This is a genomic window from Microbacterium oleivorans, assembly GCF_001644225.1.
GTDB classification, from domain to species: Bacteria; Actinomycetota; Actinomycetes; order Actinomycetales; family Microbacteriaceae; genus Microbacterium; species Microbacterium gawkjiense.
The window spans coordinates 129366-150223 of record NZ_LSTV01000002.1 but is presented as its reverse complement, the minus strand read 5'-3'; the positions used below and the strand labels follow the sequence as shown (position 1 = coordinate 150223).

Here is a 20858-nt window from a genome sequence, read left to right as displayed (position 1 = left end):
TCCCTTCCGGACCTTTTCGTCTTACTCTGAGATAAAAGCAGACGGATGCCGGGGGCGCAAGGTCGCACGCGGCACCGTCTATCGTCGGAACGGTGTCCTCGCGGACGCGCGTCCCGCGCGCGAGGCCCGTTGCCCGTCGCGGCCCCGCATCCCCCCCGCTGCGGCATCCGGCCGTCACCGGCCGAGAGGAAACCCCATGACCGAGCACGTGCTGTGGTACCGCCGTACCGCCGAGACCTGGAACGAGGCCCTCCCGCTGGGCAACGGAGCCCTCGGGGCCATGTGCTTCGGCGGCGTCGCCGACGCACTCCTGCGCCTCAACGATGAGACCGTCTGGTCGGGGAGCCCCGCCAGCGAGCTCGCCGCCCCCCTCGTGACGGCGGACGAGGCCCGCGACGCGCTCGCCGCCGCCCGCGAGGCCGTCGCCGACGGGCGCGAGGACGACGCCGACCTGCTCGTGCGCCGCCTGCAGCACCGTCACGCGCAGTCCTTCCTCCCGTTCGCCGACCTGCGACTGCGGATCGACGGGGCGGATGCCGCCGAGCTCACCGACTACCGCCGCGAACTCGACCTGCGCACCGCGACCCACACCGCCCGCGGCGGACTCGACGGCAACCGCGTGCACCACCGCACGTGGATCAGCGCGCCCCACCGCGTGCTCGTCCACGAGCTCGAGAGCGACGACCCGATCGACGTGCGCGTCGAGATCGAGACGCCGCTGCGCGAGCTCGGCCGGGTCGAGAACGACGCGGCGACGACCCTGCTCGTGCAGGTGCCGTCCGACGTGACGCCCCCGCACGACGAGGTGGACGAGCCCGTCGTCTACGAGGAGGGCGCCGCCGCGGTGCGCGGCGCGCTGCACGCCCGCATCCTCACCGACGGCACCCTCGTGCGCGGCGGCCGCGTCCTGCGCGCCACCCGCGTGACCGTCGTCCTCGCGACTGCGACGACCTTCACCGGGATGGGGCGGATGCCGGAGGGCACCGAGCGTGCCGCCGCGCGGCGCGCGACCGAGCTCGTGAACGCCGCCGTGTCGGCCGGTCTCGACGAGGTGCGCACGGCGCAGCTGCGCGACCACGCCCGCCTCTACGACCGGGCCGAGCTGACCCTCGCGGCGGCGCCGGAGTCGGCCGAGCTCGACACCGCGGAGCGCCTGCGCGCGCTCGGCGACGGCGGCTCCGTCGACGTGGCGCGCGACCCCGGCATGGCCGCGCTCCTGTTCCACTACGGCCGCTACCTGCTGCTCTGCTCGTCGCGGCCCGGCGGGCTGCCGGCGACCCTGCAGGGCATCTGGAACCAGGACGTGCGCCCCGAGTGGAGCTCGAACTACACGACGAACATCAACGTCGAGATGAACTACTGGGCCGCGCACACGACGAACCTCAGCGAGACCGAGGAGCCCCTGCTGGGACTGCTCGACGCGCTCGCCGACAGCGGCGCCGAGACCGCGCGGCGGCTCTACGACGCCCCGGGTTGGGTCGCTCACCACAACACGGATGCCTGGGGGTACACCCAGCCCGTCGGCGACGGGGAGCACGACGCCGCATGGGCGTTCTGGCCGATGGCGGGGCTCTGGCTCTGCCTGCACCTCGCCGAGCGCGAGGCGTTCGGGGTCACCGACCGCGCCGAGCGGCTGCAGGCGTTCCGGCTGCTGCGCGGGGCGACGGCCTTCGCCCTCGCCTGGACGACCGTGTCGGACGACGGTGTGCGCGGCACCGCGGTGTCGACCTCGCCCGAGAACGTCTTCCGCACGGCGAGCGGCGCCTCGGCGGCCGTCTCGGAGTCGGCGACCCTCGACGTCGTGCTGCTGCGCGCGCACCTCGACGCGTTCGTCCGCGCCGCGCACCTCGTCGGGCAGGAGGACGACCCGCTCGTCGCCCAGGCGGTCGAGGCCCGTGCCCAACTGCCCGGGATCCCGGTCGTCGACGGGACGATCGCCGAATGGCCCGGCGGCCGCGAGGCCGTCGACCCGCACCACCGCCACCTGTCGCCGCTCGTGTTCGTCTACCCCGGCACCGAGCCGCTGACCGAGGACCTCGCCGCCGCAGCATCCCGCTTCCTCGACATGCGCGAGGACGAGTCCACCGGCTGGTCGCTCGCGTGGAAGATCGCCCTCCGCGCCCGCCTCGCCCAGCCCGAGCGCGTCGCCGCGCTCCTCGCGCTCGTCTTCCGCGACATGTCCGTCGACCGCGGCGACCAGTCGGGCGGCCTGTACGACAACCTGCTCGCCGCGCACCCGCCGTTCCAGATCGATGGCAACCTCGGTTACACGGCGGGTCTCGCAGAGTGCCTGCTGCAGTCGCACGGCGACGGGATCGCTCTGCTGCCCGCCCTCCCGACCGCGCTCGGCGCCGGATCCGTGCGCGGCCTCGTCGCCCGCCCCGGCATCGAGGTCGACCTCGCGTGGGATGCCGCCGGTGCCGTCACCTCGGCGCGGGCGCGGGCCCGCGTGACCACCGCCGAGGGGGCGCACGTGTTCCGCCACGGCGACCACTCAATCGAGGCCGTGATCGGCTCGACGTGGAGCGTCCTCATCGGGAACTGATCGGCATCCTTCGGTCGCCGTGCGGGAATGCGCACGGGCCGGACGCGTTCCTTCGAGACATGACACACGTAGGAATCATCGGTGCAGGACACATCGGCTCGGCCATCGCTCGCGTGCTGGTCGCTCAGGGTCACCAGGTCGCGATCGCCAATTCGCGGGGCCCCGAGACCCTCACGGACCTCGTCGCCGAGCTCGGTGAGAACGCGCAGGCCATGACCGCAGCGGATGCCGCGGCCTTCGGCGAATGGGTCGTCGTGACCGTGCCGCTGAAGGCCATCGACGACCTGCCCGTCGCCGAGCTCGCCGGCAAGATCGTCGTCGACACCAACAACTACTACTGGGAGCGCGACGGCCGCATCGCCGAGCTCGAGGAGAAGAAGACCACGACCTCGCGCATGCTGCAGGACCGCCTGCCGCAGTCGACCGTCGTCAAGGGCTTCAACCACATCCCCGCCGCCGACATCACGACCGACGGCGCCCCCGCGGGATCGCCGAACCGCCGCGCCCTCGCGACCGCGAGCGACTCGCAGGACGGCGTGACCTTCATCACCAAGCTCTACGACGACTTCGGCTTCGACACCGTCAACGTCGGCGGCCTCGACGAGAGCTGGCGCGTCGAGCGCGACCAGCCGGCCTACGTCATCCGGCAGAACGCCGACGAGCTGCGCGAGAACCTCGCCCGCGCCGAGCGCTGAGCCCCGGCATCCGCTCGCGAGCCGACGCGAACGGCACTCCTCCCCGGTGGATGGATGCCGAACGCGTCGGCTCGTGGTGTGTCAGGAGATCTCGGTCTGGCGGGCTTTGACCGGGATCATCAGCAGCAGGCCGGCCGCCAGGACGAGGACGATGCCGAGGATGCCGAGGCGGGTGTCGCCGGAGAGGCCGACGAAGAGTGCGAACAGACCGGGTGCGAGGAACGACACCGCGCGTCCCGTCGTCGCGTAGAGGCCGAAGATCTCGCCCTCGCGCCCCTCGGGGGTGATGCGCGCGAGGAAGGTGCGCGACGCGGATTGGATCGGTCCGACGAAGGCGCACAGGATCAGCCCGGCGATCCAGAAGCCGACCTGCGCCGTCCCGATGAAGAGCACGGCGGTGCCCGTCGCGATCAGCGCGACGAGGGAGGCGACGATGACGTTCTTCGACCCGAACCGGTCGTCGAATCGGCCCGCGACGATCGTCGAGATCCCGGCGACGACGTTCGCGGCGACGGCGAAGTACAAGACGCCCGATGACGTGAAGCCGAACACCTGCGCGGCGATGATCGCGCCGAAGGTGAAGACGCCAGCGAGCCCGTCGCGGAAGACGGCGCTGGCGAGCAGGAACGCCAGGACCTGGCGATCGCGATGCCACAGCTTCGTGAGGGTCGCCCACAGGACCCGGTAGGACCTGAAGAAGCCCACGCGGTTCGCGCGCTCACGGGCAGGGATCTCGGGGACGCGCAGCAGGACGGGGATCGCGAAGATGCCGAACCAGACGGCCGAGGCGAGGACGGCGAGGCGGATGTGGAGTCCGCCGTCGGTGGTGACGCCCAGCGGGCCGGGGCTGTTGACGAGACCGATGAAGCCCACGAGGAGGATGACGAGGAGGACGATGCCGCCGACGTACCCCATGCCCCAGCCGAAGCCGGAGACCCGGCCCATGTTCTCGCGGCTCGAGACCTGCACCAGCATCGCGTTGTAGTTGACGCCGGCGAACTCGAAGAAGACGTTGCCGACGGCCAGCAGGGTGGCGCCGAGGATGAGGTAGCCCGGCGCGCCCTCGACGAACACCATCGCGGCCATCGCGAGGACGACCACAAGAGTGTTGATCCCGAGCCAGAGCTTGCGGCGTCCCGACCCGTCGGACCGCTGCCCCAGCACCGGAGCCAGGACGGCGATGAGGATGCCCGCGATCATGAGCGCGGTGGCAACGACGCTCGCGTTGCCGGCGAGCGCGCGGACGAGAGCCGGATCCGTCGCGTCGCCGTCCGCGGCCGAGACGATCGCGGGATTCACGAACAGGGAGCTCGCGAGGAAGGTGCTGAAGACGAAGGTCGTGACGACGGCGTTGAAGGCGGCCGATCCCCAGTCCCACAGGGCCCACGCCAGCACGCCGGGTCGGGAAGGGGCTCGGGTGGCGGGGATCTCGGGCGCCCCGCCGGTGGAACGCGTCATGAGGCGCACACTACCGCGCGTTCGGTACTTCCCGGTGACGTGGACTCACCCGCCGAGGGGGGCATCCCAGACCACCGGCGTGACGGTGCCGTCGCGCCAATCGCGCCGAAGGATGCTGTACGCGACGGATGCCAGCAGTCGCCCGTCGTCGACGGGCCAACCCTCGCGGTAGTAAGCCTCCTGCACCCAGCCGCAGCGGACGAACACGCGGCGCATCGCCACGTTGTCCTCCCGCGTCTGCCCTTCGAACCTGTTGACCTCGGGCATGGTGGTGAACACGTGGTCGGTCGCGGCGTGGAGGACTTCGGCGGCGAGCCCGCGACCGCGGTGGGCGGTGTCGAGGCGCAGATCGAACAGGGGAGCGTCGTCGCTGAGGTCCTCGAGGCGGAAGAAACCCAGGCGACCGTGCTCGTCGGAGTCGATCCAGAAGGACGCGTGATCCTCGTCCGCGTACGCGCCGTCGTCGATCGCCTGCGAGATCTGCGTCGCGGTGGGATGCGTCCGCACGTGGAACGGGAATGACTGCGAGCTCATGAACGCGATGAGCGCGTCGCGGTCGGCACCGGTCGGGTCGAGGGGGGTGAAGCGGATCGGCATCCGTCCACGCTACGACGGCAAGGGAGGGGCGACCGAGTCTGCAAACTTGATATGAGTGGACTCAAGTTGCTTTGACACGTCGACGGCGCCGGAGTAGCCTTGAGTCATCGCGGCTCAGGTTGTGGCCGGAGCCGCGGAAAGACTTCAGATCTACGCAAACGCCACACGAAGGAGACATCACATGGCACGTGCAGTGGGAATCGACCTCGGAACGACCAACTCGGTCGTCAGCGTCCTCGAGGGTGGCGAGCCGAAGGTCATCGCCAACGCCGAGGGCCTGCGCACGACCCCCTCGGTCGTCGCATTCACGAAGGATGGCGAGGTGCTCGTCGGTGAGACCGCCAAGCGCCAGGCCGTCACGAACGTCGACCGCACCCTGACCTCCGTCAAGCGCCACATGGGCACCGACTGGAAGACGCAGGCGATCGACGGCAAGAACTACACGCCGCAGGAGATCTCGGCCCGCATCCTGCAGAAGCTCAAGCGCGACGCCGAGCAGTACCTGGGTGACACGGTGACGGATGCCGTCATCACCGTCCCCGCCTACTTCAACGACGCCGAGCGTCAGGCCACCAAGGAGGCCGGTGAGATCGCGGGCCTCAACGTGCTCCGCATCATCAACGAGCCCACCGCCGCCGCGCTCGCCTACGGTCTCGACAAGGGCAAGGAGGACGAGCTCATCCTCGTCTTCGACCTCGGTGGTGGAACCTTCGACGTCTCCCTCCTCGAGGTGGGCAAGGACGACGACTTCTCGACCATCCAGGTGCGCGCCACCGCCGGTGACAACCGCCTCGGTGGTGACGACTGGGACCAGCGCATCGTCGACTACCTGATCAAGCAGTTCAAGGACACCAGCGGCGTCGACGTCTCGAGCGACAAGATCGCCCTGCAGCGTCTCAAGGAGGCCGCGGAGCAGGCGAAGAAGGAGCTCTCCAGCTCGCAGTCGACCTCGATCAACCTGCCCTACCTCTCGCTGACCGACTCGGGCCCCGTGTCGCTGTCCGAGACCCTGAGCCGCGCGAAGTTCGAGGACCTCACGAAGGACCTGCTCGACCGCACCAAGAAGCCCTTCGAGGACGTCATCCGCGAAGCCGGCATCAAGGTCGCCGACATCGACCACGTCGTGCTCGTCGGTGGGTCGACGCGTATGCCCGCCGTGAGCGAGCTCGTCAAGAAGGAAGCCGGCAAGGAGCCCAACAAGGGCGTCAACCCGGACGAGGTCGTCGCCGTCGGCGCCGCCCTGCAGGCCGGCGTCCTCAAGGGTGAGCGCAAGGACGTGCTGCTCATCGACGTCACACCCCTGAGCCTCGGCATCGAGACCAAGGGCGGCATCATGACCAAGCTCATCGAGCGCAACACGGCCATCCCGACCAAGCGCAGCGAGACCTTCACGACCGCCGACGACAACCAGCCGTCGGTCGCCATCCAGGTCTTCCAGGGCGAGCGCGACTTCACCCGCGACAACAAGCCGCTCGGCACGTTCGAGCTCACCGGCATCGCACCGGCGCCCCGCGGCATCCCGCAGATCGAGGTCACCTTCGACATCGACGCGAACGGCATCGTGCACGTGTCCGCCAAGGACAAGGGCACGGGCAAGGAGCAGTCGATGACGATCACCGGCGGCTCGTCGCTGCCGAAGGACGACATCGAGCGCATGGTGCGCGAGGCCGAGGAGCACGCGGCCGAGGACAAGAAGCGCCGTGAGGCCGCCGAGGTCCGCAACCAGGCCGAGACCCTCTCGTACTCGATCGAGAAGCTCCTGAACGAGAACGCCGACAAGCTGCCCGAGGACGTCAAGACCGAGGTCCAGGCCGACGTCGACGCGCTCAAGACGGCGCTCGCGGGCGACAACGACGACACCGTCAAGGACGCCTACGACAAGCTGAACTCGTCGCAGACGAAGATCGGCGAGGCGATCTACGCCGCTAGCCAGGCCGAGGCCGCACAGGCCCCGACCGACGCGCCGGCCGGTGAGCAGGCGGCATCCGATGAGGATGTCGTCGACGCCGAGGTCGTCGACGACGAGGACGAGAAGAAGTAAGCATGGCGGACAAGGACTTCGACAAGCCGGACGACGGCGACGAGGTCGTGGACTCCGGGGCTGCCGACCAGGCGGCCCCGGAGGGCGCCGCCGACGGTCCCGACACGCAGCCCGAGGAGCTGACGGTCGACGACATCCTCGGCGCCGCCCAGTCCGACGAGGCCGCGGTCGCCGATGCTCCCGCCGAGGAGCACGACCTCGTCCTCGACCTCAAGCGCGTCCAGGCCGAGTACGCCAACTACCGCCGCCGCACCGAGGAGCAGCGCGAGGTGGAGATCGCGCGCGCCAAGGGTTCGGTCGCGAAGGGGATGCTGCCGGTCCTCGACGACCTCGACCGCGCCGAGAAGCACGGCGACCTCGAGGAGGGGACTCCCCTCGCCGCGATCGCCGACAAGATCCGCACGGTCGTCGCCCGACTGGGTGTCGAGCGGTACGGCGAAGCCGGCGAGGCGTTCGACCCGCAGCAGCACGAGGCGATCTTCCAGGCGCCGACCCCGGGCACGACCGAGGCGACGATCCTCGAAGTGGTCGAGGTGGGCTACCGCCTGGGCGACCTCGAGCTGCGTCCTGCCAAGGTCGTCGTCGCCGTCCCGGTCGAGTAAGGGAAGGGAGGGGCAATGGCCAGTCAGGACTGGTTCGACAAGGACTTCTACAAGGTCCTCGGTGTGTCGAAGGACGTCTCGGATGCCGAGTTGAAGAAGACGTACCGCAAGCTGGCGCGCACCTACCACCCCGACTCGAACGCGGGGGATGCCGCGGCCGAGGCGAAGTTCAAGGAGATCAGCGAGGCGTACTCGGTGCTCAGCGACAAGGAGCAGCGCGCCGAGTACGACCAGCTGCGCGCCATGGGTTCGGGAGCGCGCTTCCAACCCGGCGCGAGCGGCGGCGGGTTCGAGGACGTGTTCAGCAGGTTCTCGACCGGAGGAGGCGGCCAGCAGGCCGACTTCGACGACCTGTTCGCGATGTTCGGGCAGCAGGGCGGGGGCCGCTTCGGCTCGGGCCGCTTCGGGCAGCCGAGCGGCGGGTTCCGCGGCTTCGGCGGTCCCCAGCGCGGCGCCGACGTCACCGCCCGCACGACCCTCGACTTCACCACGGCCGTGAAGGGCGACACGATCACCCTGCAGGGCGAGGACGGCAGGCCGATCAAGGTCAAGATCCCCGCGGGGGTCTCGGACGGGCAGAAGATCAAGCTGCGCGGGCGCGGCCGTCCCTCTCCGGACGGCGGCGAGGCGGGCGACATCGTGCTGACGGTGGGCGTGCGCCCGCATCCCGTCTTCACGCGCGAAGGGCTGAACCTCCGCATCCACGTCCCCGTGACGTTCACCGAAGCGGCCCTCGGCGCCACGATCGAGGTGCCCACGCTCGGCGGCGACGTCGTCAAGCTGCGCGTGGCCCCCGGCACCCCGTCGGGGCGCGTGCTGCGCGTCAAGGGGCGGGGCGTGCAGACCGCGAAGGGCACCGGCGACCTGCTCGCCGAGGTGCAGGTCGCAGTCCCGACGCACCTTGACGGACCGGCGCGCGAGGCGCTGGAACGCTTCCACGAGCTGGAACCCAAGGAGAACCCCCGCGCCGATCTGATGGCCAAGGCGCGCGAGTGAGGTGAGAGGCATGGCGAACGAGCAGGTCGACGAAGAGGCCCCGATCCTGGCGATCGCGGTCGCGGCCGAGCTCGCCGGCATGCACCCGCAGACCCTCCGCCAGTACGACCGGCTGGGACTCGTGGTACCGGCGCGCACCCGTGGCGGGTCGCGCCGGTACTCCCTGCGGCACGTCGCGCAGCTGCGCGAGGTGGCCCAGATGTCGGCCGACGGCGTGAGCCTGCCGGCGATCTCGCGCATCATCGAACTCGAGAACGAGGTGCGGATGCTGCGCCGCGAGGTCTCGGGACTGCAGGCGCGCCTGCGCGACGAGGTCGCCGCCCGCCGCGGTGCCCGCGTGTTCGCCGCCGGCGCGACCGGCTCGGTCGTCACGCTCCGCCAGGGAACCCGCGTGCGCCGCGCGACCGACGTCGTGCTGTGGCGCCCGCATCCGTCCCCCTCCGACGACTGACGCTTTCGGCGGTCGCCGAGGGGTCGCAGATGGTCGCCCGACGGCGTCTGAAGCGACCATCTGCGACGTCTCGAGGCTTCTTCAGGGGGTCCGACGGGCGGGCGGATGTCCACAAGAGGGTGAAGGGTGGGTGGGGACGGTGATCGCGGCGGGATCGTTGGCGGATGCCGAGTGTCCTTCCCCCGGGTCTCCCCGACCGCTTCCTCGTCGCGCACGCTCTCGACGCCGGCGTCACGCGCCGTCGGTTGCGGCATCCGTCCCTTGCAGCGCCGTTCTACGGTGTCCGTTCCCGTGAAGAGGCTCACGACGTCAGGGCGCTCGCCCTCGGCTATCTGCCCAAGCTGCGGGCCGGGGAGCACTTCTCGCACGCGACGGCGCTCGTCCTCGCGGGAGGGTGGGCTCCCGATCCACTCGGGTCCGCCCTCGATGTGACCGCGCTCCCGCCGATCGTTCGGGCTCGCGGGGCGGGAGTGCGCGGGCACCGTTCCCAGGCGGCCCGCCTCCGGCTGATGGACGGGATGCCGGTGGTCGAGCCCGCGGTCGCGTGGTGCCAGGCGGCATCCCTTCTCAGCGACCGTGAGCTCGTCGTCGCGGCGGATGCGCTGCTCCGTCGCCACCACCCTGTGCTCACCGTCGATGCGCTGGAGGCCGCGGTCGCCGAGCGGAACGGGTCGCGCGGCGTGCGTCGATTGCGACGTGCGCTCGAGCTCGCGGAGCCGTGCACCGATTCCGTCGCGGAGACGCTCCTTCGACTGGACGCGCGGGAGGCCGGGCTTCCGCCGTTCGAGGTGAACGCCGAGATCCGGGATGCGCGCGGTCGGTTCCTCGCCTACGGCGATCTGGTCCACTCGCCGACGAAGGTGCTGCTCGAATACGACGGGCAGCAGCATCGCCTCGACGACCGTCAGTACGCGCGCGACGTGGATCGGTTGGACGACCTCGCCGCGGCGGGGTGGCGGGTCATCCGGGTGAACCGCTCGCATCGCGGCGCCGCCCGCCGGTGGGCACTCGAGCGCACCCGCGCCGCCCTCCTCGAGCGGGGATGGTGCCCCGAGGCGTCGCAGATGGTCGCTGCGCGCCGGCGAAAGTGACCATCTGCGACGTCTCAGCGACGGGGCGCGGGATGCCGGGGGGTCAGGCGGGGTCGATGCGGAGGGTGCCGGGGGCCTCGCCGACGGTCAGGTCGTCGACCAGTCGCAGCGAGCGGGCGAGGGCGTCGACGGCGGGGATGACGGTGCCGAACCGCTCCCGGTCGGAGATGACCGCGGTGAGCGTGACCAGGTGGGTGCCGGTGTCCCACGTGTACGACGCGAACGGGGTCTGACGCGGGTTCGGCGGCAGCGGCATCTCGAGCTTCTCGCCGACACCCAGGGGCGAGCCGGTGAACGTGACGGTGTCGTCGTACTCGATCGGCATGCTCGCCCGCATCGTGCGCAGCTGGGGCGTGAGCTCCTGCACCTGGGCCATCGCGACGAGCAGCTCGGGATCGTCCCTCCACACCCACGCGAGCAGCCGCCCGTCGGCGCGGCGCATGAGGGCGGGGATCGCCTGGCTCATCGCCCACGCCGCCACCTTGCTACCGGGCTGCTCGCGGCCGAACGCGGCGTTCGCCTGGGCGAGCAGCATCCCGATCGCCTTCTTGCGGGCGCGTCGTCCACGGAACCCGAAGGATCCCGTGATCGGGACCCATCGCGCGGGGTCCGCCTGGGCAGAGATTCGCGTCATGCCGACAAGCGTAGGTGAGGCTCATCGAGCGCTTCTGAACGCGGGGCGCGCCGGGCTCCCAGCGGAGGAGTCCCCGGCCCCCGGCTAGAATCGAGGCCCGGCGCCCCCGCATCCCTGCGCCCCACCGGTGGGACCCGCCACTCCCGCCACCGACGCACAGATTGGCCCGTACCCCGTGACCATGACGCCCCCGGACCATCCCGCTTCTGAACGCGGACCCCTCACCATCGTGATCGCGGCCGACACGTTCGCGCCCGACGTGAACGGCGGCGCACGCTTCACCGAACGCCTCGCCGCCGGGCTCGCCGAGCGCGGCCACCACGTGCACGTCGCGACGCCGAGCGTCGGGCACCGCAACCACGGCGTGTTCACCGAGGAGATCGAGGGGCAGAAGCTCACCGTCCACCGCCTGCCCGGCTGGCGGTACCGGCCCCACGACTGGCTGCGTTTCGTGCTGCCGTGGATGGGCAAGCACTACGCGCGGCAGATCCTCGACACGGTGGACGTCGACGTCGTGCACAGCCAGTCGCACATCGTCATCGGTCGTGCGCTGACACGCATCGCGAGCCAGCGCGGCATCCCGGTCGTGGCGACGAACCACATCATGGCCGACAACATCCTCGACTTCACGCTGCTGCCGAAGTTCCTCTACGACATCTTCCTCAAGATCGCGTGGGCCGACGCGGAGCGCACCTTCAAGATGTCGCGCGCGGTCACGACCCCCACGCGCAAGGCCGCGGAGTTCCTCGAGAGCACGATCGACATCCAGGGTGTCATCCCGATCAGCTGCGGCATCCGCCAGAGCAACTACACACCGGACCTCGCGCCGCGTGAGAAGCGCCAGCGCGTCCTGTTCGTCGGACGCCTCACGACCGAGAAGCACGTCGAGGTCACTCTCGAGGCGATCGCGAAGCTGCCCGACCTCGACATCGAGTTCGAGATCGTCGGGGGCGGCGACCAGCGCAAGAACCTCGGACAGGTCACCCAGCGCCTCGGGCTGGAGGACCGGGTCACGTTCCGCGGCCGGGTCTCGGAGGAGGAGCTGCGGGCCGCCTACACGCGGGCGGACGTCTTCGTCATCGCCTCGGTCGCCGAGCTGCAGTCCATCGCCACGATGGAAGCCATGGCCTCGGGCCTGCCCGTCATCGCCGCGAACGCCGTCGCGCTGCCGCACCTCGTCCACGACGGCGAGAACGGCTACCTCTTCGAGCCCGGCAACGTCGACGAGCTCGCCGAGAAGATCCGCACCGTCCTCACCGCAGACCAGGCCGAGTACGCGCGCATGCAGCAGGCGTCGCTCGACGGTGTCGCCATCCACGACATCGAGCGCACCCTCGACACGTTCGAGAAGCTGTACCGCGGCGAACCCCTCGACGCCTGACATGCGTCTGTTCTTCGACGCGCGCTACATCCGCACGGACTTCCACGACGGCATCAGTCGCTACTCGGCCGAGCTCGCGCAGGCGGTGGCGGATGCCGCATCCGCCCATCGCACCGAGGTCACCTTCCTCATCCACGACGAGCGGCAGCGGGCGTTCCTGCCGAAGGGTGCGATCACCCTCACGATCCACTCGCCGACGTCGGCCAAGGAACCGTTCGCCGCGCTGCTGCTGAACCGCCATCGACCGGACGTGCTGTTCTCGCCGATGCAGACGATCGGGTCCGCGGGACGGCGGTTCCGCCTGATCCTGACGCTCCACGACACGATCTACTACCGGCACCGCACGCCCCCGCGGGCGCTGCCCTGGTACGTGCGGCTGGGTTGGCGGCTGTTCCACCTGTCGTACTGGCCGCAGCGCTGGACGCTCGACGCGGCCGACCTCGTCGCAACGGTGAGCGAGACGAGCGCGCGCCAGTTCGCCCGCGTGCGGCTGACGAAGCGGCCGGTCGTCGTGATCCCGAACGCCCCGCAGCGTCTCGCCGCGCTCCTGCCCGAGGGGACGACCGTGGGCGCGGGTCCGGTGCGGAACCTCGTCTACATGGGGTCGTTCATGCCGTACAAGAACGTCGAGACGCTCGTGACGGCGATGCGGCAGCTGCCCGAGCACACGCTGCACCTGCTCTCGCGCATCACCTCGGAACGTCGCGCCGAACTGACCGCCCTCGCCGGCGGAGCCTCGGTCGTGTTCCACGACGGGGTGACGGATGCCGCCTACGCGGCGCTCCTCGCCGACGACGCCGCCCTCGTCACGACGAGCCTCGACGAGGGGTACGGGCTGCCGGTGGCCGAGGCGCTGGAGCTCGGGGTGCCCGCCGTCGTGACCGACATGGAGATCTTCCGCGAGGTCGCCGGCGACGGCGCGCTGTACGTCGACCCGCTCGACCCCGAAGCCGTGGTGCGCGCCGTGCGCTCGCTCGACGAGCCCGGCGTGCGCGAGCAGCTCGTCGCCGCGGGGACCGCCCACATCCGCGCGTTCGACTGGAAGCGGTCGGCGGAGATCCTGCTGTCGGCGGCGCGGGACCTCGTCAGGCGCTGATCACACGGGGCCACCGGCGTTGTGGCGGCCGTCGACGTAGACCGCGGTGCCCTTCGCGAGGCGGGCCTCGGACTCGGCCTGACGCCGCGCGGCCGCGCCCGGTCCCTCGGCGTCGACGACAGCGCGGTCGCGTCGTGAGCGACGCGCCGCCACGAATAGGCTCGTGGCGATGACGGCGGCGACAGCGGCGGCGAATCCGATCTCCATGCCCCGAACGTAGCAGCGGGTCAGTACAGGGCGGACGCGATGCTGGACGACGCGAAGCTCAGCACGGTGCCGACGAGCTGCGCCGCCCCCAGGCCGATCGCGATGCCGCCCAGGAGGCAATCCGCGGCATCCCGTCGCGCAGCGATGATGCCGAGGACGATCGCGACGGCCGAGATGAGGCAGGTGAACAGCGCGAAGGCGGCGTTGACGACGCCGGCGAGGGTGTAGTTCGACGAGGTGAAGAGCGAGATCGAGATCGCGGGCCACAGTCCGCCGAGCAGGATCGGCACAGCGCCGACGATCACGGCGGCGACGGCTAGGCCGCGACCGCGGGCGGGCGGTCGCGCGCCGTAGGACGGCGGGTACGGCGGGGGGACGGCGGTGCTCATGGGGGTTCCTCTCGCGAGGCCCCGAGTCTAGGGGAGGCGGGGAGCGCGCGGGCAGGTCGGCTGCCGGCGGTAGCCGTCGGTGACGACGAGGCGGATCGAGCCGATGACGGCGGCGGCGACGACGAGGGACAACAGGATGAGGAGGAGTGCGGCGGTCATGGCAGGAACGCTATGCTTAGCGGCATCCTGCCACGAGTGGCCGTGAGGCCACTACCCGCAGGAATCCTGCCAACGCGTGACCGGAGGTCGCCCATGATCCGCACCGTCGCCTGCATCGTCCAGTCCGGGTTCGCCCCGTTCGAGTTCGGACTCGCGTGCGAGGCCTTCGGGCTCGACCGCAGCGACGACGGCATCCCGAACTTCGACTTCCGGATCGTGACGCCCGATCCCGGCGCCGTGCCGAGCAACCTGGCGTTCTCGATCAACGTCGGCGACGACCTGGCCTTCGCCGACGAGGCGGACGTCGTCGTCGTCACCCCGATCCCGCGCGAGGCCTGGGGGAACGTCGACGAGCGCGTGCTCGACGTCATCCGGCGCGCGGTCGACCGCGGGGCGTGGGTGCTGACGGTGTGCAGCGGGTCGTTCGCGGTCGCGGCCGCCGGCGTCCTGTCGGGGCGGCGCGCCACGACGCACTGGCGGTACGCCGAGACGATGGCCAGCATGTACCCCGACATCGAGGTCGACCCGAACGTCCTCTACGTGCAGTCGGACCGCATCATCACGAGCGCGGGGACGGCGGCCGGGCTCGACGCGTGCCTGCACCTGCTGCGGATCGAGCTCGGCGCCGAGGCGGCGAACACGATCGCGCGGCGGATGGTCGTGCCGCCGCAGCGCGACGGCGGGCAGGCGCAGTTCATCGCGACACCCCTGCCGGTGTCGACGTCGCTGTCGCTCACGCCCGTGACGGACTGGATGCTGGAGAACCTGCGCCGGGACCTGTCGGTCGACCAGCTGGCAGCCAAAGCGCACATGTCGCCGCGGACGTTCGCGCGCCGCTTCAAGGCCGACTACGGCACGACTCCGGCGGCGTGGCTGGGGCGGCAGCGGATCCTGCACGCGCAGCGGCTGCTCGAGCAGACCGACCTGGGGCTGGACGCGATCGCCTACGAGTGCGGGTTCGGCTCGGCGGCGGTGCTGCGGCAGAACTTCTCGCGGGTGCTCGGCACGACGCCGACGGCGTACCGCGCGCGGTTCGCCTGCGCGGACGATCTCGTCGGTGCCGGCGAGATGGCGTCGTGATAAACTTGAGTCACTCAGGCTCAAGTTTGGACCGACCCTTCAGGAGCAGATGATGAACGCACAAGCCGCCCCCGGGCAGGGCGATCAGGGCAGCGCCCTCGAGCAGTTCGGCATCAACCTCACCGATCGCGCCCGGCAGGGCAAGCTCGACCCCGTCATCGGTCGCGACGGCGAGATCCGACGGGTCAGCCAGGTGCTCACGCGCCGCACGAAGAACAACCCCGTGCTCATCGGCGAGCCCGGCGTCGGCAAGACCGCCGTCGTCGAAGGGCTTGCGCAGCGCATCGTCGCGGGCGACGTCGCCGAGTCGCTGAAGGGCAAGGAGCTCATCGCGCTCGACATCTCCGCACTGGTCGCCGGCGCGATGTACCGCGGCCAGTTCGAGGAGCGGCTGAAGAGCGTCCTGAAGGAGATCACCGAGTCCGAGGGACGGGTCATCACCTTCATCGACGAGCTGCACACGCTGATGGGTGCCGGCGGCGGCGAGGGGTCGGTCGCGGCATCCAACATGCTCAAGCCCATGCTCGCCCGCGGAGAGCTGCGGCTGATCGGGGCGACGACGCTCGACGAGTACCGCGAGTTCATCGAGAAGGATGCCGCGCTGGAGCGCCGCTTCCAGCAGGTCTACGTCGGCGAGCCGAGCGTCGAGGACACGATCGCGATCCTCCGCGGGCTCAAGGAGCGGTACGAGGCGCACCACAAGGTCGCGATCTCGGACGGTGCGCTGGTGGCCGCCGCGGCGCTGTCGAACCGGTACATCCCGGCGCGGCAGCTGCCCGACAAGGCGATCGACCTCATCGACGAGGCCGCGTCGCGGCTGCGCATGGAGATCGACTCGGCGCCGCTGGAGATCGACGAGCTGCGCCGGCACGCCGACCGGCTGAAGCTCGAGGAGCTCGCGCTGAAGAAGGAGAAGGACGACGCCTCGAAGGAGCGCCTCGCGGCGCTCCGCGACCAGCTCGTGAAGGTGCAGCAGGAGCTCGACGACCTGCAGGCGCGGTGGGAGCGCGAGCGCGCGTCGCTGAACGCCGTCGGCGATTACAAGACGCGGCTGGACGCGCTCCGTGTCGAGGCCGAGCGCGCACAGCGGGAGGGCGATCTCGAGCGGGCGTCGCGGCTGCTCTACGCCGAGATCCCCGCGCTCGAGCGCAAGCTCACCGAGGCGGAGTTGGCTGAGGGTGCCGTCGGTGACGGAGCCGAGCGGATGGTGGGCGACCGGGTGACCGAAGAGGACATCGCGGAGGTCATCGCGGCGTGGACCGGCATCCCGGTCGGAAAACTGCTGCAGAGCGAGAGCGCTCGACTGGTGCACCTGGAGTCCGAGCTCGGCAAGCGGCTGATCGGGCAGAAGGCGGCCGTGAAGACGGTGTCGGATGCCGTGCGTCGCTCCCGCGCCGGGATCAGCGACCCGAACCGGCCGACCGGGTCGTTCCTGTTCCTGGGGCCGACGGGTGTCGGCAAGACCGAGCTCGCGAAGGCGCTCGCGGAGTTCCTGTTCGACGACGAGCGCGCGATGGTCCGCATCGACATGAGCGAGTACGGCGAGAAGCACGCCGTCGCGCGGCTCGTCGGTGCCCCTCCCGGGTACGTCGGGTACGAGCAGGGCGGTCAGCTGACCGAGGCGGTGCGGCGCCGGCCCTACTCGGTGGTGCTGCTCGACGAGGTCGAAAAGGCGCACCCCGAGGTGTTCGACGTGCTGCTGCAGGTGCTCGACGACGGTCGGTTGACCGACGGGCAGGGCCGCACGGTGGACTTCACCAACACGATCCTCGTGCTGACGAGCAACATCGGGTCGCCGGTGCTCATCGATCCGACGCTGACGGACGAGACGAAGCGCGAGCAGGTGATGACGATGGTGCGGCAGGTGTTCCGTCCCGAGTTCCTGAACCGACTCGACGACGTCGTGATGTTCTCGCCGCTGAGCGAGTCCGATCTCGCGCAGATCGTGGAGCTGGCGGTGGACGCGCTGCAGCGGCGGCTGCGCGATCGCCGGCTGACTCTCGCCGTGACGCCGGATGCACGCGCGTGGCTCGCCGAACGCGGGTACGACCCGCTGTTCGGTGCGCGGCCGCTGCGGCGATTGATCCAGTCGGAGATCCAGGACCGGCTCGCGATGGCGCTGCTGTCGGGCGGTGTGCACGACGGTGACGTGGTGCGCGTGGACGTCGCGGTCGACGGGTCGCAGCTCGTGCTCACGAGCAGCGGTCCGGCGCCGGCCGAACCGGGCGAGGACGATGTGATCGAGGCGGAGCTGCTCGACGGATGACCTCGCTCGGTGCCGGCGTGACGCTGCGGGAGCCGGCGGTGACGGATGCCGCGGCCCTCGCCGACGCGTACCGCCGGAACCGCGAGCGCCTCGCGCCGTGGGAGCCGGTACGGGCGGAGTCGTTCTTCACCGAGGCGGGCCAGCGGGCCGAGCTCGAGGCGGTGCTGCGAGACCGCGATGCCGGGGTCGCCGCGCCGTTCGTGCTGGTGGCGGGGGAGCGCGTCGTCGGTCGGGTGAACCTGTCGGGCATCGTCCGCGGCGCGTTCCAGAGCGCCAACCTCGGGTACTGGATCGACGGCGAGTACGCGGGTCGTGGCGTCATGACCGCGGCGGTGGATGCCGTGGTGCGAGCCGCGGCGGAGGAGTGGGGCCTGCATCGGGTGCAGGCCGGCACGCTGCTGCACAATGCGGCGTCGCAGGCGGTGCTGCGGCGGTGCGGGTTCACCGAGATCGGCGTCGCGCCGGGGTACCTGAAGATCGCGGGGCGCTGGCAGGATCATTTGCTGTTCCAGCGGATCCTCGAGGGCTGAGACGGGTCGCGGGCTGTGGCGGCGGTCGGCTGAGGGCGGTGGCGGGCTGAAGGCGCGGCGGGCTGAGGGTTCAGGGCGGCGGCTGACGGGCGAGGGCGCTCCGATGCGCAACCTGTGCGCGGTGCGTCATCTGCGCTCGACGCAGGCGGGGGCGAGCGGCCAGGCGTGCGTCCGACCCTTCTGGGGGTGCGTGCGCCGCGGTATGCGCAGGGCGCCCTGGCCGCGGTGCGCGCGGGGCCCCCTCTCCCTCTAGAAGGGTGCGGGTTCCGCTGGTGCGGTCGTCGGCGGTGACGGTGGCGGTGATACGGCAGGGGTGAACGCGACGGCCGGGGTGGGTGCGTCTTCGCGATAGGTCCTGCCGAGGGGTGAGGTCCATTCGAGGACTCCAACCTTCAGTTGTCGGACCCTCCAGGCGGTGAACTGCTTCATCGAATGGTGCCGTTGGCAGAGATGGGCGAGGTTGGTGAGTTCGGTTCTGCCGCCGAGGGCGTGGTCGTGGGTGTGGTCGACTTCGCAGCGGATGGCAGCGACGCGGCATCCGGGGAACCGGCAGTGCTGGTCGCGGGCTTGCAGGAACCGTCGCATCGCGGCCGGGACGCGGTACGAGTCGGTCGCGACGGTGACCCCGGTGGTGGGGTCGTGGAACACCCGCTCCCAGATATGGGTGCCGCCGGCGGGCGTCCGCGCCGTCGCGGGGTCGATGGGGGACCGCCCGGTGAGGTCGCAGGGCCCGTCGTCTTCTCCGGTGAGGGTCGCTGCGGGGACGAGCACCTGCACACGCGCGCGGATCGCACCCAGCGGCCCGGCGGTGGTGTCACGGGTGTCGTCCAGGGCCGGNNCGGTGGAGCGCTGATCTGTCGCGATCACGGTGACGGCATCGTCGCGATCGCCGTCAGTGCCGCCGTCCGTCTTGCCCGTCGTGGCGGCTTCCCCGAACGCGACACCAGCACCGCCGCGCGCAGCGGCGCGTTCGTCGCGGGTGTCGATGATCGCCCTGGCCTGCTGCGTGAGCCGATCGTGAATCCCTTCGGCAACCACCGTCGAGACGGTTGCGATCACGTCGCTCATCCCGTCTCGTCCGGGCACGATCCGCACGCACCGCCCAGCGGCAGCTTCCTCATGCCGCTCCGCGAAAGAACGAGGATGCATCCGATGGGCGAGGATCTCCAACTCGCCGCGCACCCGGTTCGGAGTATCACGCTCGCACCGTGAGATCGCGACCCGTTCGAACTCCGCCCACATCTCCGCCGGCAGGGTCGTCCCGGTCTCGACGATCGCGATCGCATGGCCCCGGACAATCCGCCCCTGCTCCCACGCCTCAACAGTCGCTGGGAACCCTTCGACCAGAGTCCGCGCTTCACCGATCCGCCGTTGGACGGTCCGGTCAGTCACCCGCATCACACCGCCGACCTCCGCCGCGATCGACCGCAACGCCATGTCGTGGACCTGCACACGCGCGTTGCGTTGCGCGGTCTGCGCTTCGGCCAACCGCCCCGCCGCAGCGAGGACACGCAGTTGCTCGATCTGCACGCCGGCCATCCGACGCTCGAGATCCCCGACGTCCGCAACGACCCCTGCCAGGGCAGCGAGATAGTCCTCGCCACCGGGGGTTTCCGCCGCATCCGTCATACCTGCACTCTGCCACTGACCACCGACATCCACCCCGGTGAAATCGGCCCAGAACACACGTTGTGCACACCCCGGGGATGAGAGTTCTCTCATTCCCGACGCGATCTCCAAGGCACGGGGAATCGCGCTCCACTGCCGGAGGTCCGCCGCACAGACCCGGCGTGAAAGGATCGAGCATGCGAACCGCGCGGGCCCTGTGGGGCGCCACCCACCCCGGGCCGTCGCTCGTGGTGACCGCGCTCTCGCTGGCCCTCGGCCTGGCCGCCGGGCTCGAGCCGTGGCGCCTCGTCATCCTCGTCGTCGCGGTGTTCGCGGGACAGGTGTCGGTCGGCCTGTCGAACGACGCGATCGACCTGTTCCGCGACGCCACAGTTGGCCGCTCCGACAAGCCGCTCGTCCGCGGCGACACCCGCGTGCGCACCGCGTGGATCGCGGCGTTCGCCTCGCTGGGTGTCGCGATCGTGCTCTCCGCCGTCCTCGGCTGGGGGATGCTGCTCGCCCACGTCGTCGCGCTCGTCTCGGCGTGGAGCTACAACGCCGGGCTCAAGGCGACACCTGCGTCGCTCGCGCCGTTCCTCGTGAGCTTCGGCCTCTTCCCGTCGCTCGCCACCCTCTCGGCACCCGAGCCGCAGCCCGCCGCGCTCTGGGCGACCTTCGCGGGAGCGGTACTCGGGGCCGCCGTGCATCTGACGAACGTCCTCCCCGACCTGGACGACGACCGCCGCACCGGGGTGCGCGGACTGCCGCATCGGCTCGGAGCCGCGGCATCCGTCGTCCTCGCCGTCGCCGGCATCGTCCTCGCCGCGGCCGCGGTGCTCGTGGGCAGCCTCGCCGAGGGCGCACCGGCGGCCGCGATGCTCCCGTTCGCCGTCGTCGTCGCGATCATCGCGGGTGCGGTGCTGCTCCGGATGCGGCGCCGCGGCCCGGACCGCACAGGATTCCGGCTCGTGATGGCCGCCGCGCTGGTCCTCGCCGTGCAACTCGTGGTGGGCTCGAGCCTGTCCTGACCCC

At 70.8% G+C, this 20858-nt stretch carries 20 protein-coding genes; 13 read left to right on the top strand and 7 right to left on the bottom strand.

The features are described 5' to 3' along the window. Positions 1–196: 196 nt before the first annotated feature. On the top strand, positions 197–2545 hold the full coding sequence (locus tag AYL44_RS07285) for a glycosyl hydrolase family 95 catalytic domain-containing protein (protein ID WP_064002627.1): 2349 nt from the start codon (positions 197–199) through the stop codon (positions 2543–2545). A gap of 59 nt (positions 2546–2604) precedes the next feature. After that, entirely contained in the window at positions 2605–3240 is a 636-nt protein-coding gene (locus tag AYL44_RS07280) for an NADPH-dependent F420 reductase (protein ID WP_064002626.1), read from the top strand. A gap of 81 nt (positions 3241–3321) precedes the next feature. Here the strand turns inward: AYL44_RS07280 and AYL44_RS07275 are convergent, their stop codons facing one another. Both AYL44_RS07275 and AYL44_RS07270 read right to left on the bottom strand, forming a co-directional pair. Further along, positions 3322–4698: an MFS transporter gene (locus AYL44_RS07275; RefSeq protein ID WP_064002625.1), complete on the bottom strand. Its 1377-nt coding sequence runs from the start codon at positions 4696–4698 to the stop codon at positions 3322–3324. 45 nt (positions 4699–4743) lie between these two features. Beyond that, complete coding sequence (locus tag AYL44_RS07270; protein WP_064002624.1) at positions 4744–5295, bottom strand: GNAT family N-acetyltransferase; 552 nt, start codon at positions 5293–5295, stop codon at positions 4744–4746. A 181-nt stretch (positions 5296–5476) separates the two neighbouring features. Between AYL44_RS07270 and dnaK the strand changes: the two genes are divergently transcribed. From dnaK to AYL44_RS07245, 5 genes are all read left to right on the top strand, one after another. After that, positions 5477–7336, top strand: coding sequence for a molecular chaperone DnaK (gene dnaK, locus AYL44_RS07265; RefSeq protein ID WP_064002623.1), 1860 nt, complete (start codon positions 5477–5479; stop codon positions 7334–7336). 2 nt (positions 7337–7338) lie between these two features. Continuing rightward, positions 7339–7938 (top strand): nucleotide exchange factor GrpE, encoded by a 600-nt coding sequence (locus AYL44_RS07260; RefSeq protein ID WP_064002622.1) that lies wholly within the window; start codon positions 7339–7341, stop codon positions 7936–7938. A gap of 15 nt (positions 7939–7953) precedes the next feature. Continuing rightward, on the top strand, positions 7954–8934 hold the full coding sequence (locus AYL44_RS07255) for a DnaJ C-terminal domain-containing protein (RefSeq protein ID WP_064002621.1): 981 nt from the start codon (positions 7954–7956) through the stop codon (positions 8932–8934). Between the two features lie 10 nt (positions 8935–8944). Then, complete coding sequence (locus AYL44_RS07250) at positions 8945–9385, top strand: heat shock protein transcriptional repressor HspR (RefSeq protein ID WP_064002620.1); 441 nt, start codon at positions 8945–8947, stop codon at positions 9383–9385. A gap of 164 nt (positions 9386–9549) precedes the next feature. Then, entirely contained in the window at positions 9550–10476 is a 927-nt protein-coding gene (locus AYL44_RS07245) for a hypothetical protein (RefSeq protein ID WP_064002619.1), read from the top strand. A 43-nt stretch (positions 10477–10519) separates the two neighbouring features. On the opposite strand, the gene AYL44_RS07240 is transcribed toward AYL44_RS07245, so the two are convergent. After that, a complete protein-coding gene (locus AYL44_RS07240; RefSeq protein WP_064002618.1) occupies positions 10520–11110 on the bottom strand; it encodes a hypothetical protein in 591 nt (196 codons plus the stop codon). Positions 11111–11291: 181 nt separating this feature from the next. Here AYL44_RS07240 and AYL44_RS07235 point away from each other — a divergent pair, with 181 nt between their 5' ends. Together AYL44_RS07235 and AYL44_RS07230 are read left to right on the top strand one after the other, a co-directional pair. Then, the gene (locus AYL44_RS07235) at positions 11292–12491 is read left to right on the top strand and encodes a glycosyltransferase (RefSeq protein ID WP_064002617.1); all 1200 of its coding nucleotides are present in this window, start codon (positions 11292–11294) and stop codon (positions 12489–12491) included. Between the two features lies 1 nt (position 12492). Continuing rightward, a complete protein-coding gene (locus tag AYL44_RS07230; protein ID WP_064002616.1) occupies positions 12493–13587 on the top strand; it encodes a glycosyltransferase in 1095 nt (364 codons plus the stop codon). Here the strand turns inward: AYL44_RS07230 and AYL44_RS07225 are convergent, their stop codons facing one another. From AYL44_RS07225 to AYL44_RS14840, 3 genes are read right to left on the bottom strand one after another with little or no spacing between them, the layout of a single operon-like run. Next, entirely contained in the window at positions 13588–13794 is a 207-nt protein-coding gene (locus tag AYL44_RS07225) for a hypothetical protein (protein WP_064002615.1), read from the bottom strand. A gap of 20 nt (positions 13795–13814) precedes the next feature. Continuing rightward, on the bottom strand, positions 13815–14183 hold the full coding sequence (locus AYL44_RS07220) for a hypothetical protein (protein ID WP_064002614.1): 369 nt from the start codon (positions 14181–14183) through the stop codon (positions 13815–13817). 27 nt (positions 14184–14210) lie between these two features. After that, the gene (locus AYL44_RS14840) at positions 14211–14342 is read right to left on the bottom strand and encodes a hypothetical protein (protein WP_269454689.1); all 132 of its coding nucleotides are present in this window, start codon (positions 14340–14342) and stop codon (positions 14211–14213) included. Positions 14343–14435: 93 nt separating this feature from the next. Here AYL44_RS14840 and AYL44_RS07215 point away from each other — a divergent pair, with 93 nt between their 5' ends. Genes AYL44_RS07215 through AYL44_RS07205 form a run of 3 tightly spaced genes read left to right on the top strand, consistent with a single transcriptional unit; the run spans position 14436 to position 18218 of the window. Continuing rightward, complete coding sequence (locus AYL44_RS07215; protein ID WP_064002613.1) at positions 14436–15422, top strand: GlxA family transcriptional regulator; 987 nt, start codon at positions 14436–14438, stop codon at positions 15420–15422. A gap of 52 nt (positions 15423–15474) precedes the next feature. Continuing rightward, on the top strand, positions 15475–17688 hold the full coding sequence (locus AYL44_RS07210) for an AAA family ATPase (protein WP_082886161.1): 2214 nt from the start codon (positions 15475–15477) through the stop codon (positions 17686–17688). Further along, entirely contained in the window at positions 17685–18218 is a 534-nt protein-coding gene (locus AYL44_RS07205; protein ID WP_064002612.1) for a GNAT family N-acetyltransferase, read from the top strand. The genes AYL44_RS07210 and AYL44_RS07205 overlap by 4 nt, the downstream gene beginning before the upstream one ends. 249 nt (positions 18219–18467) lie before the next feature. Here the strand turns inward: AYL44_RS07205 and AYL44_RS07200 are convergent, their stop codons facing one another. Continuing rightward, positions 18468–19847, bottom strand: a complete 1380-nt coding sequence (locus tag AYL44_RS07200; protein ID WP_064002895.1) for an HNH endonuclease — start codon at positions 19845–19847, stop codon at positions 18468–18470. A 176-nt stretch (positions 19848–20023) separates the two neighbouring features. Between AYL44_RS07200 and AYL44_RS07195 the strand changes: the two genes are divergently transcribed. Then, the gene (locus AYL44_RS07195) at positions 20024–20854 is read left to right on the top strand and encodes a UbiA family prenyltransferase (RefSeq protein WP_064002611.1); all 831 of its coding nucleotides are present in this window, start codon (positions 20024–20026) and stop codon (positions 20852–20854) included. Positions 20855–20858 lie beyond the last annotated feature (4 nt).

Excerpts from the sequence above, each read along its gene's own strand:
- AYL44_RS07205 (WP_064002612.1), top strand. The coding sequence starts at position 17,685 with ATGACCTCGCTCGGTGCCGGCGTGACGCTGCGGGAGCCGGCGGTGACG.
- AYL44_RS07260 (WP_064002622.1), top strand. The coding sequence starts at position 7,339 with ATGGCGGACAAGGACTTCGACAAGCCGGACGACGGCGACGAGGTCGTG.
- AYL44_RS07275 (WP_064002625.1), bottom strand. The coding sequence starts at position 4,698 with ATGACGCGTTCCACCGGCGGGGCGCCCGAGATCCCCGCCACCCGAGCC.
- AYL44_RS07195 (WP_064002611.1), top strand. The coding sequence starts at position 20,024 with ATGCGAACCGCGCGGGCCCTGTGGGGCGCCACCCACCCCGGGCCGTCG.
- AYL44_RS07270 (WP_064002624.1), bottom strand. The coding sequence starts at position 5,295 with ATGCCGATCCGCTTCACCCCCCTCGACCCGACCGGTGCCGACCGCGAC.
- AYL44_RS07220 (WP_064002614.1), bottom strand. The coding sequence starts at position 14,183 with ATGAGCACCGCCGTCCCCCCGCCGTACCCGCCGTCCTACGGCGCGCGA.
- dnaK (WP_064002623.1), top strand. The coding sequence starts at position 5,477 with ATGGCACGTGCAGTGGGAATCGACCTCGGAACGACCAACTCGGTCGTC.
- AYL44_RS07215 (WP_064002613.1), top strand. The coding sequence starts at position 14,436 with ATGATCCGCACCGTCGCCTGCATCGTCCAGTCCGGGTTCGCCCCGTTC.
- AYL44_RS07235 (WP_064002617.1), top strand. The coding sequence starts at position 11,292 with ATGACGCCCCCGGACCATCCCGCTTCTGAACGCGGACCCCTCACCATC.
- AYL44_RS07240 (WP_064002618.1), bottom strand. The coding sequence starts at position 11,110 with ATGACGCGAATCTCTGCCCAGGCGGACCCCGCGCGATGGGTCCCGATC.
- AYL44_RS07285 (WP_064002627.1), top strand. The coding sequence starts at position 197 with ATGACCGAGCACGTGCTGTGGTACCGCCGTACCGCCGAGACCTGGAAC.
- AYL44_RS14840 (WP_269454689.1), bottom strand. The coding sequence starts at position 14,342 with ATGACCGCCGCACTCCTCCTCATCCTGTTGTCCCTCGTCGTCGCCGCC.
- AYL44_RS07280 (WP_064002626.1), top strand. The coding sequence starts at position 2,605 with ATGACACACGTAGGAATCATCGGTGCAGGACACATCGGCTCGGCCATC.
- AYL44_RS07230 (WP_064002616.1), top strand. The coding sequence starts at position 12,493 with ATGCGTCTGTTCTTCGACGCGCGCTACATCCGCACGGACTTCCACGAC.
- AYL44_RS07245 (WP_064002619.1), top strand. The coding sequence starts at position 9,550 with ATGCCGAGTGTCCTTCCCCCGGGTCTCCCCGACCGCTTCCTCGTCGCG.
- AYL44_RS07225 (WP_064002615.1), bottom strand. The coding sequence starts at position 13,794 with ATGGAGATCGGATTCGCCGCCGCTGTCGCCGCCGTCATCGCCACGAGC.
- AYL44_RS07255 (WP_064002621.1), top strand. The coding sequence starts at position 7,954 with ATGGCCAGTCAGGACTGGTTCGACAAGGACTTCTACAAGGTCCTCGGT.
- AYL44_RS07250 (WP_064002620.1), top strand. The coding sequence starts at position 8,945 with ATGGCGAACGAGCAGGTCGACGAAGAGGCCCCGATCCTGGCGATCGCG.
- AYL44_RS07210 (WP_082886161.1), top strand. The coding sequence starts at position 15,475 with ATGAACGCACAAGCCGCCCCCGGGCAGGGCGATCAGGGCAGCGCCCTC.